The 13,460-nt window shown below is 69.0% G+C and carries 15 protein-coding genes; 12 read left to right on the top strand and 3 right to left on the bottom strand.

Features of this window, described 5'->3' with window-relative positions; all coding sequences use genetic code 11:
• Nucleotides 1–28 precede the first annotated feature (28 nt).
• The 5 genes from obgE to rsfS are packed head-to-tail and all read left to right on the top strand — an operon-like array spanning nucleotide 29 to nucleotide 4,337.
• Nucleotides 29–1,399: a GTPase ObgE gene (obgE, locus tag HMPREF2826_RS07645; RefSeq protein ID WP_210388986.1), complete on the top strand. Its 1,371-nt coding sequence runs from the start codon at nucleotides 29–31 to the stop codon at nucleotides 1,397–1,399.
• Nucleotides 1,396–2,520 (top strand): glutamate 5-kinase, encoded by a 1,125-nt coding sequence (proB, locus tag HMPREF2826_RS07640; protein ID WP_070640697.1) that lies wholly within the window; start codon nucleotides 1,396–1,398, stop codon nucleotides 2,518–2,520. Before obgE ends, proB begins: the two co-directional genes overlap by 4 nt.
• A gap of 7 nt (nucleotides 2,521–2,527) precedes the next feature.
• Nucleotides 2,528–3,253 carry a nicotinate-nucleotide adenylyltransferase gene (gene nadD / locus HMPREF2826_RS07635; RefSeq protein ID WP_070640695.1) on the top strand — a complete coding sequence of 242 codons (726 nt, stop codon included), beginning with the start codon at nucleotides 2,528–2,530 and terminating at the stop codon, nucleotides 3,251–3,253.
• Nucleotides 3,250–3,900: a bis(5'-nucleosyl)-tetraphosphatase (symmetrical) YqeK gene (gene yqeK / locus HMPREF2826_RS07630; protein WP_070640693.1), complete on the top strand. Its 651-nt coding sequence runs from the start codon at nucleotides 3,250–3,252 to the stop codon at nucleotides 3,898–3,900. The genes nadD and yqeK overlap by 4 nt, the downstream gene beginning before the upstream one ends.
• A gap of 38 nt (nucleotides 3,901–3,938) precedes the next feature.
• A complete protein-coding gene (rsfS, locus tag HMPREF2826_RS07625) occupies nucleotides 3,939–4,337 on the top strand; it encodes a ribosome silencing factor (RefSeq protein WP_070640691.1) in 399 nt (132 codons plus the stop codon).
• 52 nt (nucleotides 4,338–4,389) lie between these two features.
• Here the strand turns inward: rsfS and dinB are convergent, their stop codons facing one another.
• Genes dinB through HMPREF2826_RS07610 form a run of 3 tightly spaced genes read right to left on the bottom strand, consistent with a single transcriptional unit; the run spans nucleotide 4,390 to nucleotide 7,625 of the window.
• A complete protein-coding gene (gene dinB, locus HMPREF2826_RS07620; protein ID WP_070640689.1) occupies nucleotides 4,390–5,643 on the bottom strand; it encodes a DNA polymerase IV in 1,254 nt (417 codons plus the stop codon).
• Nucleotides 5,644–6,909, bottom strand: a complete 1,266-nt coding sequence (locus HMPREF2826_RS07615; protein ID WP_070640688.1) for a sensor histidine kinase — start codon at nucleotides 6,907–6,909, stop codon at nucleotides 5,644–5,646.
• Nucleotides 6,910–6,938: 29 nt separating this feature from the next.
• Nucleotides 6,939–7,625: a response regulator transcription factor gene (locus HMPREF2826_RS07610; RefSeq protein ID WP_070640686.1), complete on the bottom strand. Its 687-nt coding sequence runs from the start codon at nucleotides 7,623–7,625 to the stop codon at nucleotides 6,939–6,941.
• Between the two features lie 268 nt (nucleotides 7,626–7,893).
• Between HMPREF2826_RS07610 and rpsP the strand changes: the two genes are divergently transcribed.
• From rpsP to glyS, 7 genes are read left to right on the top strand one after another with little or no spacing between them, the layout of a single operon-like run.
• On the top strand, nucleotides 7,894–8,217 hold the full coding sequence (rpsP, locus tag HMPREF2826_RS07605) for a 30S ribosomal protein S16 (RefSeq protein WP_070640684.1): 324 nt from the start codon (nucleotides 7,894–7,896) through the stop codon (nucleotides 8,215–8,217).
• A 5-nt stretch (nucleotides 8,218–8,222) separates the two neighbouring features.
• Nucleotides 8,223–8,501 carry a KH domain-containing protein gene (locus HMPREF2826_RS07600; RefSeq protein WP_058270320.1) on the top strand — a complete coding sequence of 93 codons (279 nt, stop codon included), beginning with the start codon at nucleotides 8,223–8,225 and terminating at the stop codon, nucleotides 8,499–8,501.
• Between the two features lie 3 nt (nucleotides 8,502–8,504).
• Nucleotides 8,505–9,050 carry a ribosome maturation factor RimM gene (locus HMPREF2826_RS07595; protein ID WP_070640682.1) on the top strand — a complete coding sequence of 182 codons (546 nt, stop codon included), beginning with the start codon at nucleotides 8,505–8,507 and terminating at the stop codon, nucleotides 9,048–9,050.
• The gene (gene trmD, locus HMPREF2826_RS07590) at nucleotides 9,047–9,799 is read left to right on the top strand and encodes a tRNA (guanosine(37)-N1)-methyltransferase TrmD (protein ID WP_070640680.1); all 753 of its coding nucleotides are present in this window, start codon (nucleotides 9,047–9,049) and stop codon (nucleotides 9,797–9,799) included. The genes HMPREF2826_RS07595 and trmD overlap by 4 nt, the downstream gene beginning before the upstream one ends.
• The gene (lepB, locus tag HMPREF2826_RS07585; RefSeq protein ID WP_083307331.1) at nucleotides 9,792–10,388 is read left to right on the top strand and encodes a signal peptidase I; all 597 of its coding nucleotides are present in this window, start codon (nucleotides 9,792–9,794) and stop codon (nucleotides 10,386–10,388) included. Before trmD ends, lepB begins: the two co-directional genes overlap by 8 nt.
• 34 nt (nucleotides 10,389–10,422) lie before the next feature.
• The gene (locus tag HMPREF2826_RS07580) at nucleotides 10,423–11,334 is read left to right on the top strand and encodes a glycine--tRNA ligase subunit alpha (RefSeq protein ID WP_070640678.1); all 912 of its coding nucleotides are present in this window, start codon (nucleotides 10,423–10,425) and stop codon (nucleotides 11,332–11,334) included.
• 1 nt (nucleotide 11,335) lies between these two features.
• A complete protein-coding gene (glyS, locus tag HMPREF2826_RS07575; RefSeq protein WP_070640676.1) occupies nucleotides 11,336–13,432 on the top strand; it encodes a glycine--tRNA ligase subunit beta in 2,097 nt (698 codons plus the stop codon).
• Nucleotides 13,433–13,460: the final 28 nt, after the last annotated feature.

Raw genomic sequence — 13,460 nt, 5'->3', positions numbered from 1 at the left:
ACGATGGGGTGCCGGAAAGGAGGGGATCATGCCATCCAGCAGCTTCACTGATCTCTCGCGCGTCAATGTTCGCGGCGGCGACGGCGGCGCGGGCTGCATGTCGTTTCGCCGCGAGGCGTACGTGCCCAAGGGCGGGCCGGACGGCGGCGACGGCGGCGACGGCGGCGACGTGGTGCTCGTGGCCGACGCGCAGCTCTCGTCCCTCATCGACTACCGCTTCAAGCATCACTTCCGCGCCGAGCGCGGCACCCATGGGCAGGGCGCCCGCCGCCACGGCTCCGATGGCGCGGACCTCGTCCTCAGGGTCCCGCTGGGCACGCAGGTTCGCGAGCTTGACCCCCAGACGATGGAGCCCGCCTATCTCATCGCGGACCTCACCCGTCCGGGCCAGCGCGTCATCGTCGCGCCGGGCGGCCAGGGCGGCCGGGGCAACATACACTTCGTGACCTCCGTGCGTCGGGCCCCCGCCTTCGCCGAGAAGGGGGAGCCCGCCCTCGAGCACTGGATAGAGCTTGAGATGAAGCTGATGGCGGACGCCGCCCTCGTGGGCATGCCCTCCGTGGGCAAGAGCTCCCTCATCGCGCGGGTGAGCGCGGCCAGGCCCAAGGTCGCGGACTATCCCTTCACGACGCTCGTTCCCAACCTCGGCATGGTCAGGGCCAAGGACGGCTCGTCCTTCGTCGTGGCAGACGTACCCGGCCTCATCGAGGGTGCGAGCGAGGGCAGGGGCCTGGGCCACGAGTTTCTTCGTCACATCGAGCGCAGCGCCCTCATCCTGCACGTCGTTGACATGACGGGCGGCTTCGAGGGCAGGGACCCGGTAAGGGACTACCGTGCGATCAACGCCGAGCTTGCCGCCTATGCCGACGAGCTGGCGGCGCGACCCCAGGTCGTCGTCGCCAATAAGTGCGACATGCCGGGCATCGCCGACGCCCTCTCTCGCCTCAGGGCTCAGGCCCATGCGGACGGCAGGCCCCTCTTCGAGGTCTCTGCCGTCACCGGTCAGGGAATCGACGAGCTCGTGAGCGCGGTTGCGCGAACGGTCGGTCGCCTCAGGGCCGAAGCGGTCGTCGACGACGGGGCGGCCGACGAGCTCACGGAGGCCGTCGAGCGCGACCGCCGGCGCAGGGACCGTCGCGTGGAGGTTGCGCGCGAGGCCCGTCACGTGTGGCGCGTCAGCGGCCCGGCCGTCGAGCGCATGGTGGTCCAGACCGACTGGGACAACGAGGAGGCCGTGGCGTACCTTCAGCATCGCCTCGGGCGCGCGGGCATCGACGCCAAGCTCGCCGACGCAGGCTGCGCGACGGGCGACGAGGTGCGCATCCTGGATTTTGCCTTCAGCTACGAGGGCGTCGAGCACGATGAGGAGCCCGAGGGCGTCACGGGTGACGAAAGATGAGCGACGTCATCGACACCGACGGCATCATCGTCGTCAAGCTCGGCTCATCCACGCTCGTGGACGCCTCAGAGGGAATTGACGAGGCCTTCATCGGCAGCCTCGCCGACCAGGTGGCCCGTCTGGCACGCGAGGGCTATCGCGTCATCATTGTCTCCTCGGGGGCCGTCGCCGCAGGCCTCGGGCGTCTGGGATTCACCCGGCGCCCCGCTGACATGCCGAGCCTTCAGGCCTGCGCGTCAGCCGGTCAGGCCGTCCTCACCGAGGTGTACGCCGAGGCCCTCTCACGCCACGGCATGACGGTGGGACAGGTCCTCCTCACCCGACGCGACCTCGCGGACCGTCAGGGCTACCTCAACGCGCGCTCCACCTTGGGAAGGCTGCTCTCACTGGGCGCCGTCCCCCTCGTCAACGAGAACGACACCGTCTCGGTGACCGAGTTCAACTTCGGCGACAACGACACCCTGGGCGCCATCGTCGCCTGCGCGGTCAACGCGAGCCTCTACGTGATCCTCTCGGATGTGGACGGCCTGCATGCGAGCGACCCCGCCGCCCATCCCGACGCCCCGCTCGTGACCCGCATCGAGGCCATCACGCCCGAGATCGAGGCCATGGCGGGCGGGGCGGGCACGTCCGTGGGCACGGGAGGCATGCGCACGAAGCTCAGGGCGGGTCGCATCGCCCTGGCAGGCAAGGTGCCTATGGTGATCTGCCGGGGACGGCAGCCGCAGGTGCTCGAGGACGTCGTGCATGGCAGGCCGGTGGGCACGCGCATCGAGGCGGCGGCGCAGACGACGCGAGAGTCCGCTCGCAAGCTCTGGCTCGCCACGGCTGAGCTGCCTCGGGGCAGCGTCGTCATTGATGACGGCGCCGTGCGCGCCGTGCTCGAGCGGGGGGCGTCAGTTTTGCCCGTGGGCGTCAGGGGCGTCGAGGGGAGCTTCCTCGAGCAGGACGTCGTCGACGTCCGTGCCGCCGACGGGACCCTCGTGGGGCGGGGCGTCTGCCGCTACTCGTCCGACGACCTCTCACGCTGCAAGGGGCTCAGGCTCGACGTCATCGGGCGCTTCTCTCCCGACAAGGCCACGACGCCCGCCATCCACCGTGACGACCTGCTCATCTTCTAGGAGGCGCATGAACCGGGACACGTGCGATAAGGACGAGGCGGCACGCGCCGACGCCGTGCGCGGCGACCTTCCCCCGCTGGGGGCGGACCCAGGGCGCACCTACCGCCTCGGCATCATGGGCGGCACCTTTGACCCCATCCACAACGGTCACCTCGTGGCGGCGGAGCAGGCCTTTGACGACCTCGGCCTTGACGTGGTCGTGTTCATGCCGGCGGGCCGTCCCGCGTTTAAGCAGGACAGGCACGTGAGCCTCGGCGAGCACCGCTATGCCATGACGCTACTCGCGACCTCCGACAACCCCCACTTCGTCGCCTCGCGCTTTGAGGTGGACCGCGTGGGCGTCACTTACACCGCCGACACCCTGAGGCTCCTGAGGGACCTGTACCCCGACAACGTGGAGCTCTACTTCATCACGGGCGCCGATGCGGTGGCGGACATCGTGAGCTGGCGCGACGCCGGCACGATCGCCCGGCTCGCAACCCTCGTCGCGGCGACGCGGCCCGGCTACGACCTCGGCCGGGCCGAGCGCGCCATCGACCGCTCCCCGTTTGGCTTTGACGTCATCTACCTTGAGGTTCCGGCCCTCGCGATCTCGTCCAGCTACCTTCGGGCACGCGTCGCCGCCTGCCAGAGCCTGCGCTATCTCACGCCGGACGTCGTGACGGGCTACATCCACAAGCATGCGCTCTACGGGGCCCGACCCACCCGCTACGGGTCATTGGAGGACGCATGACGTCACACGTCGCGTCGTCAGGGACCTTGCCGCGCCCGTCCTACGACGAGGGGCGTCGTGAGACGATCGCGCGTCTTGAGGGGGACCTTGAGCGGCACATGCGCGGCCTGAGGCCCCGGCGCTTCGAGCACTCGCTTTCGGTGGCCCTGACGGCCGAGTCGCTGGCGTGTGCCTACGGCGTCGACCCCTTCGCGGCCCGCTGCGCCGGCATCCTGCACGACTGGGACAAGGTCCTCTCCCCCTCGGAGCAGCTCGAGGCGGCGCGAAAGTTCGACGTCGACCTGGGCGTCGACCTTGCGCTCGTGCTGCCGCTTCTGCACGGCCTCACGGCTGCGCGACGTCTTGCGACCCTCTACCCGGAGCTGCCGCGCGAGGTCTTCAGGGCCATCGAGCTTCATACCCTGGGCTCGGCGGATATGACGCCTCTTGACATGGTGGTCTTTGTGGCGGACGCCATCGAGCCGACGCGCCGGGCGTCTGCCGACATCGAGGAGGTCAGGACCATGGTGGCCGCCGGCGCGCCGCTCGACGCGGTGTTTGAGCGCATGTTCGTCGCGGGCATCGCCTACGTGCTCAAGACGCGTCGCTATCTGTATACGGGTACGATAGACACATATAACCAGCTGGTGCTGGCGCGCCGTTCGTGAGGGCGCCCGCCCGCGACCAAAGGAGAGGGGTTCGCTACATGACGATGACATCACGTGAGGTGGCGAAGGTTGCCGCGTTGGCGGCGGACGACAAGAAGGCCGCGGACATCCTGCTCCTTGACCTGACGGGGCTCTCTGACGTCTGCGACTATTTCCTCATCTGCACCGCGCAGAACAACCCCCAGCTCGATGCCATCGTCGATGAGGTCCGCCAGAAGGTGAGCGCCAACTGCGGCATCAAGCCGCTCTCGTCCGAGGGGCGCAACACCGCAAGCTGGGTGCTCATTGACTACGGCTCCCTCGTCGTTCACGTGTTCAAGCCCGAGGCGCGCGACTACTTCAGGCTCGAGCGCCTGTGGGGCGAGGCGCCTCGCGTGGACCTGGGCCTCGAGGGCGCTCTGAGCGAGCCTGCCGCGCCGGGGCCCGTCGCGGGATAGTTCCGAGCCCGCCGAGGACGCCCCGCCGTAGGGCGGGGAGGCGCGGCGCGGGTCAGCCCGTCCCGTCGTGGTTGTTGCCCACCGTGTCCGACAGGGCTTCCCTCAGGCGCAGGTCGCTGCCGCGGGTGAGCGCGTCCGCGCCGAAGCGCGAGCGGATGCTGTCCTCCACCTCGACGAGGCGACGCCGGCCGCCCCCGTCGCTCCCGTCCCGTGTCATCGGCGTCCCGTCGGGCATGAAGAGGGAGAGCTGCTCCGCCTTCGCCCGGTCGAAGCCGCTGAGCGCGACGCCCACCAGGCGCACGGCAGTCCCCTCGGACCATACGTCGTCGAGCAGCTCCAGGGCTGTCGGGCCAAACATGCGCTCGTCGTCCGTGGGGCGCGCGAGCCGCCGCCGTGCCGTGCGCGTGTGGTCAAGGTCAAAGCGAAGCTTAAGCGTGAGCTCGTCGGCGCGCAGGCCCCTTTTGCGCAGGCGGGGGCCCACGAGCGCGCACATGTGGATTACGGCGGCCTCAAGCTCCTCTCGGCGACACAGGTCATGGGCGAAGGTTCGCTCGTTCGAGACGGACTTGGGCCTTGCCTGGTGGCACGCCATGCTCACCTGGCTTCGTTCGAGCCCGGCCGCGCGCGCCACGAGCCGCTCCGCCTGCGAGCCCACGGCCCGCCGCAGGCGCACCAGGTCCGCCTGTGCCAGCTCTCCCAGGCTTCTGACGCCCAAGGCCCGCAGGCCCCGCGCCGCCGAGGGCCCGACGCCGCTTAAGGCCTCAACGGGCAACGGGGCCAAGAACGCCTGCGTCTGCGCGTTCCTGACGACGCAGAGGCCGCGCGGCTTGTCGCGTTCGGAGGCGATCTTTGCCACGGTCTTGTTGACGCCCAGGCCTATGGAGCAGCTGATGCCCAGGTCGAGGACGCGGCGCTGGATGCGCCGGCAGATGGCGATGGGGTCCTCGCGCGAGTACCGGCCGGGCGTGACGTCAAAGAAGGCCTCGTCGACGGAAACCTGCTCCACGCGGGGCGTCTCGTCCCCGACGATCGCCATGACGCGCCTCGAAAGCTCGCGGTAGCGCTCGAAGTGTCCCGTCGTCCACATGGCGTCAGGACAGAGCCGCCGCGCCTGCCATGAGGGCATGGCGGAGTGGACGCCATAGCGTCTCGCCTCGTAGGATGCCGTCGATACGACGCCGCGCCGCTGCGGTGACCCTCCCACGATGACGGGCCTGCCGCGCCAGTCGGGATGGTCGAGCTGCTCGACGGAGGCGAAGAAGGCGTCGAGGTCCAAGAGCCCGATGGCAGCTCCCTCCCAGGCCATCTACGTCTCCCTTGCCGAGTGCGGCGACTGGGGCAGGATGACGAAGAAGGTCGTCCCTGCCCTGTCGCTCGTCGCCGCTATGGATCCCCCCTGAGCCTCCGCGATGCCCTTGGCGATGGCCAGGCCCAGGCCAAATCCCCCGGGTGAGTCCGTCCGGGTGCGCGAGCGGTCCGAGCGGTAGAAGCGGTCGAAGACGTGCCTGAGGTCGCCGGGCAAAATCGTCTCGCCTTGGTTGGTGACGGACAGGCGCAGGCGGCGGTGACGCTCCGGGGCGAGACGCACCGTGACCTCGCTGCCCCTGCACGCGTACTTGCAGGCGTTGTCGACGAGGATCCGCACGAGGCGCGAGGTCCAGTCCGGGTCACCCTGGACATGGAGTCCCTCGACGATCTCGGTCTTGATGGCGCAGCCCCTGTCGAAGGCGATGGCGTCAAACTCGAGGCAGGCGGACTCGACCAGCTCGCTGAGGTCCATCTCGCGGGTGCTGAGGGCGGGGGAGGCGGGGTTGGCGACGCCCTCGTCCGCCTTGGCGAGCTGCAGCAGGTCGACGACGAGGCCCCTCATGCGCTGGGCCTCGTCTTGGGTGCTCTCGACCCAGCGGCGGTCACGCGCAAGGAGCGCGTCTGACCTGAGGAGGATGTCGCTGTTGGCGAGGATGACGGCAAGCGGCGTCTTGAGCTCGTGTGAGGCGTCTGCCACAAAGCGCCGCTGTCGGTCGAAGGCCTCCTGGATGGGCTGGACGACCCAGTCGGCGAGGAACATGGCGATGATGGTGACCGCTCCCAGCGAGAGGACGAAGGCGACGAGCGAGCGCGTCACCTGGCTCTTCCAGAAGCGGTTGTAGCCGCTCGCGTCGAGCATGGCGATGCGCAGGTTGCCGTTGGCGAGCCTTCGGGACTTCCAGGCGACGTCGAGGCCGTCCACGCGCCCGTCACCCGACGCGCCACCCAGCGCCATGGAGACGATCGCCTCGAGATCGTCCGCGTCAAGCGAGACGGACGGGTTGTTGGTGGCCAGCACGATGCCGGTGGGGGAGACCTCAAGCAAGGTCACCAGGACGCCGCTGCCGATGGCGCCCTCGGGGCGCATGTCGACGGCGGGCTGGGTCGAGAGCGACCCCTCGAGGTAATGGTCGAGCACCTGATCCATGGCGTTGCTCTTGGCAAGCCAGGAAAACCACAGCGACGCTGCCAGGACGCCCGTGAGGACGAGGCCCACGAGCGTCGTGACGACGATGGTAAACTTTCGCTTGAGCGGCCCGAGCATGCTCACTCCCGACAGAGCGTCGCGTGGCGCTACCGGTCGTCCTGACCAAAGTACTCAAGACGATAGCCGAGCATGCGCAACGTGGTGATCTGCACCTTCGAGTGGATGTGAGCGACCTTCTTGCGCAAGAACGAGACGTAGGCCTCGACGGAGTTCTCCGAGGCTCCGCCCGTCGTGCCCCAGACCCTGCTGAGGAGGTCCTGCTTTGAGATGACGCGTGCGTTGGAGCTCATGAGCATCTGCATGACGGAGAACTCCTTGCCCGAGAGATGCACCTTGCGCCCGCCGCAGGACAAGTCATGGGTCATGAGGTCGAGCTTGAGGTCGGCAAAGTCCACCTCGTCGATGACGACGTCTCCCTGACGGCGAGTGAGCGCCCTCAGGCGGGCGATGAGCTCGGGCGTCTCGAAGGGCTTGGTCATGTAGTCGTCCGCGCCGGCGTCCAGTCCGCTGACCATGTCGGCGGTGGACGTCTTGGCCGTGAGCATGAGCACGGGCACGGAGTTGCCCGAATGGCGCAGCGCCCTGACGACCTCGATGCCGTTGATGCCCGGAAGCATGATGTCGAGGACGACGGCGTCATAGAGGCCGCTCTGGGCGGCGGCGAGGCCTGAAGGCCCGTCATAGACGGCCTCGGCGTTGAAGTCCTCATCCTTGAGGATGTGCACGATGGCGTCGGCGAGGTTGCGCTCGTCCTCGACTACCAGGATGTTCATTGCTGCCTCCTGCGGCTGGTGGATGGGGCGTGCTGACGAGACGTGTTCGAGCCATTGTACTATCTGCGCCTGTAATTGGCCTTAAACCACGTTGCCCATCGCGACTCCACACGACTCGCGGCACCTGTCGCCCGCCCGATGGTGCCGGCTCCACAAAAACTGTAGCTTGCGCCAGGTGACGCATGTCGTATCATAAAGAATCGCTTGTGTGGCAATGCGACGCATGACCAAACCGACCGAGGCGTCGCGCGATGTAAGGAGTACTACTTTGGCAGTTAAGATTCGTCTCGCCCGTCACGGCGCAAAGAAGCATCCGTATTACCGCGTCGTCGTCGCCGACGGCCGCATGCCCCGCGATGGCCGCTACATCGACCTCGTCGGACGCTATAACCCGCTGACGAACCCCAAGACGATCGACATCGACATCGAGAGGGTCGACGAGTGGGTCGCCAAGGGCGCCCAGCCCTCCAACGCCGTCGCCCATCTGATCGACATCGTGAAAAACGGCACCCCCGCCCCCGAGAAGAAGCGCAAGCTCTCCAAGAAGGCTGCCGCCAAGGCCGCCGCGGCCGCCGAAGAGAGTGCGGAGTAGCCGTCGTGGACGAGACACGCGCACCCGAGGTCGAGGAGCTTCCCTCCGACAAGGTGGCCGACCTCGTCGAGTTCGTCGTGTGCGGCTTGGTCACCCACGAGGAGAGCGTCTCCCTTGACGTCACCGACGGTGACGGCGCCTCGCTCATCGAGATCAGCTGCGCCGAGGAGGACGCCGGGCGCGTCATCGGCAAGCGCGGTCGCACCATCAAGGCCATTCGCACCCTGGCCCGGGCGCTGGGCTCCAAGGTGGGATGCGCGGTAGAGGTCGAGGTCCTGGGGTAGACGTTGCGTCAGAGCTTTCGACAGCTTGCGCGCGTCGAGAAGGCGCACGGACGAAGAGGGGAGGTCGTCGCGGTTCCCGTTGACGGCCTCCCGTGCTACCTACGCCCCGGCATGACCGTGTGGGCCGTCCCGCCGCCGCTCAAGGCGCCGAGGCGCCTGAGGGTCCAGGGCCTCAGGGGCGACGGGGAAGGTCGCCTGGTCTCCTTTGCGGGCGTGGGGGACATCGACGCCGCCTCCGCCTACGTGGGGACCACGCTTCTCGCGGCGACGGACGACCTGCCCGCTGACTTCTGGCTCCATGACGCCCGCACCCTGGTGGGGCGTCCGGTGCGCGATCTGCGTCGCGGGGACGTGGGCAACATCGTCGAGGTCATGCGCGGCGTCGCCAACGACGGCTGGGTCGTGCGGGGGCCGGACGGCGACCTGCTCGTCGCCGTCGTGGACGAGCAGGTCGTGGGCATTGACGAGGGGGGCGTCGTCGTGGTACGCCTGCCGGCGGACGCCCGGGCGGCGACGCCCGGCGAGGACGAGGAGGTGTCAGGCTCATGATGATCGAGGCCCTCTCGGTGATCCCGGAGGTCTTTGACCCCTACCTGTCGGCGTCCGTCCTCGGTCGCGCCCGTCGCCGCGGCGTCTTCACCTTCGAGGCGCACGACCTCAGAAGCTGGACGCACGACCGGCATCGCACCGTGGACGACGCCCCCTTCGGCGGAGGCCAGGGCATGCTCATGATGTGCGGACCCCTCTTCGAGGCCGTCGAGGACCTCAGGGCCCGCGGCCCGAGGCGCCCGCACGTGGTGTTTTTCTCGCCCTGCGGACGACCCTACAGCCAGGCGCTGGCGCAGGGGCTCGCCGGCCGCGACCGCCTCCTTCTTGTCTGCGGCCGCTACGAGGGCATGGACGAGCGGGCCTATGAGCTGGCGGACGAGACGGTCTCGCTGGGCGACTACGTCCTGACGGGCGGGGAGCTCGCCGCCCTGGCGCTCATCGACTCCGTCGTTCGGCTGCTGCCCGGCGCCCTGGGCGACGAGCAGAGCGCCCAGGACGAGTCGTTCTCGGACGGCCTGCTCGAATACGCGCAGTACACGCGTCCCGCCGACTTTCGGGGCAGGCGGGTGCCCGAGGTGCTCCTGTCGGGCGACCATGCGAAGGTGGACGCCTGGCGCAGGGAGAGCGCCATCAGGCGCACGGCCCGCTGGCGCCCCGACCTCCTGGGCACCGCGACGCTCTCGGCGCTCGAGCGTGCCTTCGCGGGGGAGCTCGCGAGCCGGGCGGAAGGGGAGGGCCAGGATGGGTGACATCGATGACGTCTCAGGCACGGGCGGCGCGCACCTGCGCGAGGAGCGCCGCGATGCCGGCGCCCTCTCGTGGGCCAAGTCCTTCGTCGTCGCCCTCGTCGCGGTGGCGCTGCTGCGCGCCTTCGTCTTCGGCGTCTACTACGTGCCGTCGGGCTCGATGCTCGACACGATCCGCCAGGGTGACCAGCTGGTGGGCGAGAAGGTGTCGTACCGCTTCGTGAGCCCCCGCCCCGGCGACGTCGTCACCTTCGACGACCCCGAGGACCCGGGCACGACCCTCATCAAGCGCGTGGTCGCGACGGCGGGCCAGACGGTGGACATCCATGACGGGAAGGTGTATGTGGACGGCGTCGAGCAGGTGGAGGACTACGTCGAGGGTAGGCCGACCCTCCCGCTCGACCGCCACGCCCCCGCCCTCGCGGCCGACGTCAGCTATCCCTACATCGTGCCCGGTGACCGCGTCTGGGTGATGGGCGACAACCGCACCAACTCGCTCGACTCCCGCTACTTTGGCGCCGTGAGCGTCTCGTCGATCACGTCGCGCGCGCTGTTCATCTATTGGCCCTTCGCCGACGCCAGGGGGCTCTAGCATCCCGTCGGGACGGATTGGAGACGCACGGAGGATGGATACGAAATCGCTGACGTTCCAGGACATGATCCTGGCTCTCGAGCACTACTGGGCGGACCAGGGATGCACCGTCATGCAGCCCTATGACTCGGAGGTGGGCGCCGGCACGTTCCACACGGCCACCCTCCTGCGCTCGCTCGGCCCCGCCGCGTGGCGCACCTGCTACCCGCAGCCCTGCCGCCGCCCCGCCGACGGGCGCTACGGCGAGAACCCCAACCGCATGCAGCACTACTACCAGTTCCAGGTGGTCCTCAAGCCGTCCCCGGCGGACTCCCAGGAGCTCTACCTCGGCTCGCTCTCGGCGATCGGCCTTGACCCCGCCGCCCATGACGTGCGCTTCGTCGAGGACGACTGGGAGAGCCCCACGCTCGGCGCCTGGGGCCTGGGCTGGGAGGTGTGGATGGACGGCATGGAGGTCACGCAGTTCACCTACTTCCAGCAGGTGGGCGGCATCGAGGTCGATCCCGTCCCCGTCGAGATCACCTACGGCCTGGAGCGCATCGCCATGTACGCCCAGGGCGTCGACTCGGTGTATGACATCGTGTGGAGTTATCTGCCCGACGGGACCCCGATGACCTACGGCACGGTGTTTTTCGAGAACGAGCGCGAGTTTTCGACGTACAACTTCGAGGTCGCCAACGTCGACCTCATGCGCGAGAAGTTTGACGAGTACGAGGCGGAATGCCACGCCTGCCTACGGCACAGGCTGCCGCTCCCCGCCTATGACTGCGTCATGAAGTGCAGTCACGCCTTCAACCTGCTGGACTCGCGCGGCGCCATCTCGGCCACCGAGCGCGCCAACTACATCCTGCGCGTCCGCGCCGTGGCCAAGGCCTGCTGCGAGTCATATCTGACGGAGGTGGCGTCCGCCGTCGAGGGCGCGGGCACGGAAGGGGAGGTGGCCTAGGATGGCCGAGACACGTGACTTTCTGCTCGAGATTGGCTGCGAGGAGATGCCCTCCGCGCCGCTCATGAACGCCCAGAGGCAGCTGGGCGAGCTCGTCCGCGCCGGCCTGGGGCAGGCGGGCCTCGCCTTCGAGGGCCTTGAGACCCTCTCCACGCCCCGTCGCCTCGCCGTCGTCGTCAGGGGTCTGCCGACCCGGACAAGGGAGGTCCGCGAGAGCCGGCGCGGCCCTGCGGCCTCCATCGCGTTTGACGAGGGAGGAAGCCCCACGAAGGCGGCCCTGGGCTTCGCGCGCAAGAACGCCGTCGACGCCGGCGACCTCGTGCGCCGACGTGACGCCGACGGCAGGGAATACGTCTTCGCCGAGCGCGTGAGCCCCTCCCGCCAGAGCGCCCAGATCCTCAGCGAGCTGTCCGAGCACGTCATGGCCTCCCTGGAGTGGCCCAACTACCGCTCCCAGCGCTGGGGCTGCGAGCACCAGACCTTCGTGCGACCCGTTCGCTGGATCTGCGCCCTCTTCGGCGCCGAGGTGGTCCCCGTGACCTACGCGGGCGTCACGAGCGGCGCCACGACGCGAGGTCACCGGGTCATGGGGGCGGGCGAGCATGAGGTCAAGGACCCGGCGAGCTACGTGGAGACGCTCCGCTCCTGTCACGTGATGGGCGAGCGCGAGCGCGCGCAGGTCATCCGGGCGGGCATCGCCGACGTCGAGGCCGCCCGCGACGGGGCCCGGGTGGACACGCCCGCCCGCGTCTTTGACGAGGTCGTGAACCTCTGCGAGTGGCCCCACGTGCTCGTGGGCCGCTTTGACGAGGAGTTCCTCGCGGTGCCCGAGGAGATCATCAGCGAGTCCATGCTCTCCCACCAGCGCTACTTTCCCATCCTGGACGCCTCGGGCGCCCTCACGCGCGAGTTCGTCGTCGTCTCCAACGCCGACCCGGCCTGCGACGACACGGTGATCGACGGCAACGAGCGGGTCGTGAGGGCGCGCCTCGACGACGCCAAGTTCTTCTGGGAGGAGGACCTCAAGCGCCCTCTTGAGGACTACGTGAGCCGCCTGGGCACCGTCGTCTTCCAGGAGCGCCTGGGCACGGTCCTGCAGAAGGCCGAGCGCATGGAGGCCGTCGCCCCCGAGGTCGCCCGCGCGGCGGGCGCGGACGCCGATGTCGTCGCCCATGCGGCGCGCGCGGCCCGTCTTGCCAAGGCCGACCTCGTCACCCAGGCCGTCGTCGAGTTCACGAGCCAGCAGGGCGTCATGGGGGGCTATTACGCCCGGGCCGCCGGCGAGCCCGCCGACGTCGCCGACGCCATTCGCGAGCACTACCGCCCGCGGTTTTCCGGCGACGCGCTGCCCACCGGCGTCGTGGGCACCGCGGTCGCCGTCGCCGACAAGCTCGACACCATCTGCGGCATCTTTGCCATCGACGAGGCCCCGACGGGCTCCAAGGACCCCTTCGCGGTGCGTCGGGCGGCCATCGGCGTCATCGCGCTGCTGCGCTCGCTGCCTCCCGTGAGCCTGCGCGCGCTCATCTCCCTCTCGCTCGACACCTATCAGTCCCAGGGGCTCCCGTTTGACCCCGAGGTCGCCCTTCGTGCGATCGTCGGCTTCTTCCAGGGGCGCCTGGCGACCATCGCTCGCGAGGACGGCGTCTCCGTCGACGTCATCGAAGCCGTCACGGCCGTCGGGGTCATCGACCCCGCCGAGTTCCTCGCGCGCGCCCACGCCCTCGAGGACGCCCGCTCAAGAGAGCCCGAGCTCTTCGAGGATCTGGCCCACGCCTACACCCGTGCCGCCCACCTCGCCGACTCGAGCCTGGCCGGCGAGCCGGACGAGACGACCATGGGCGATGCCGAGCGCGCGCTGCTCGGGGCTTGCCGCGTGGGGTCCGCCTCCGTGCGCGACGCGCTCGCGGCGCACGACTACGAGGCCGCCTGCGTTGCCCTCGCCGAATTGCGCCGACCAATCGACCGGTTCTTCGAGGACGTTCTCGTCATGGACAAGGACACTGGTATCAGGGAGAATCGTCTTAGGCTCCTCAACCTGTTCGTCTCGGTCTTCACGGGCGTGGCGGACGTCGGGGCGCTCTCCAGGGCGCAATAGGGCCAGCAGGCATCGTTTGTGCCGCGAA

It is taken from the genome of Olsenella sp. HMSC062G07 (assembly GCF_001811895.1).
Taxonomy (GTDB): domain Bacteria; phylum Actinomycetota; class Coriobacteriia; order Coriobacteriales; family Atopobiaceae; genus Olsenella_F; species Olsenella_F massiliensis.
This window is presented reverse-complemented; position numbering and strand designations above follow the sequence as displayed.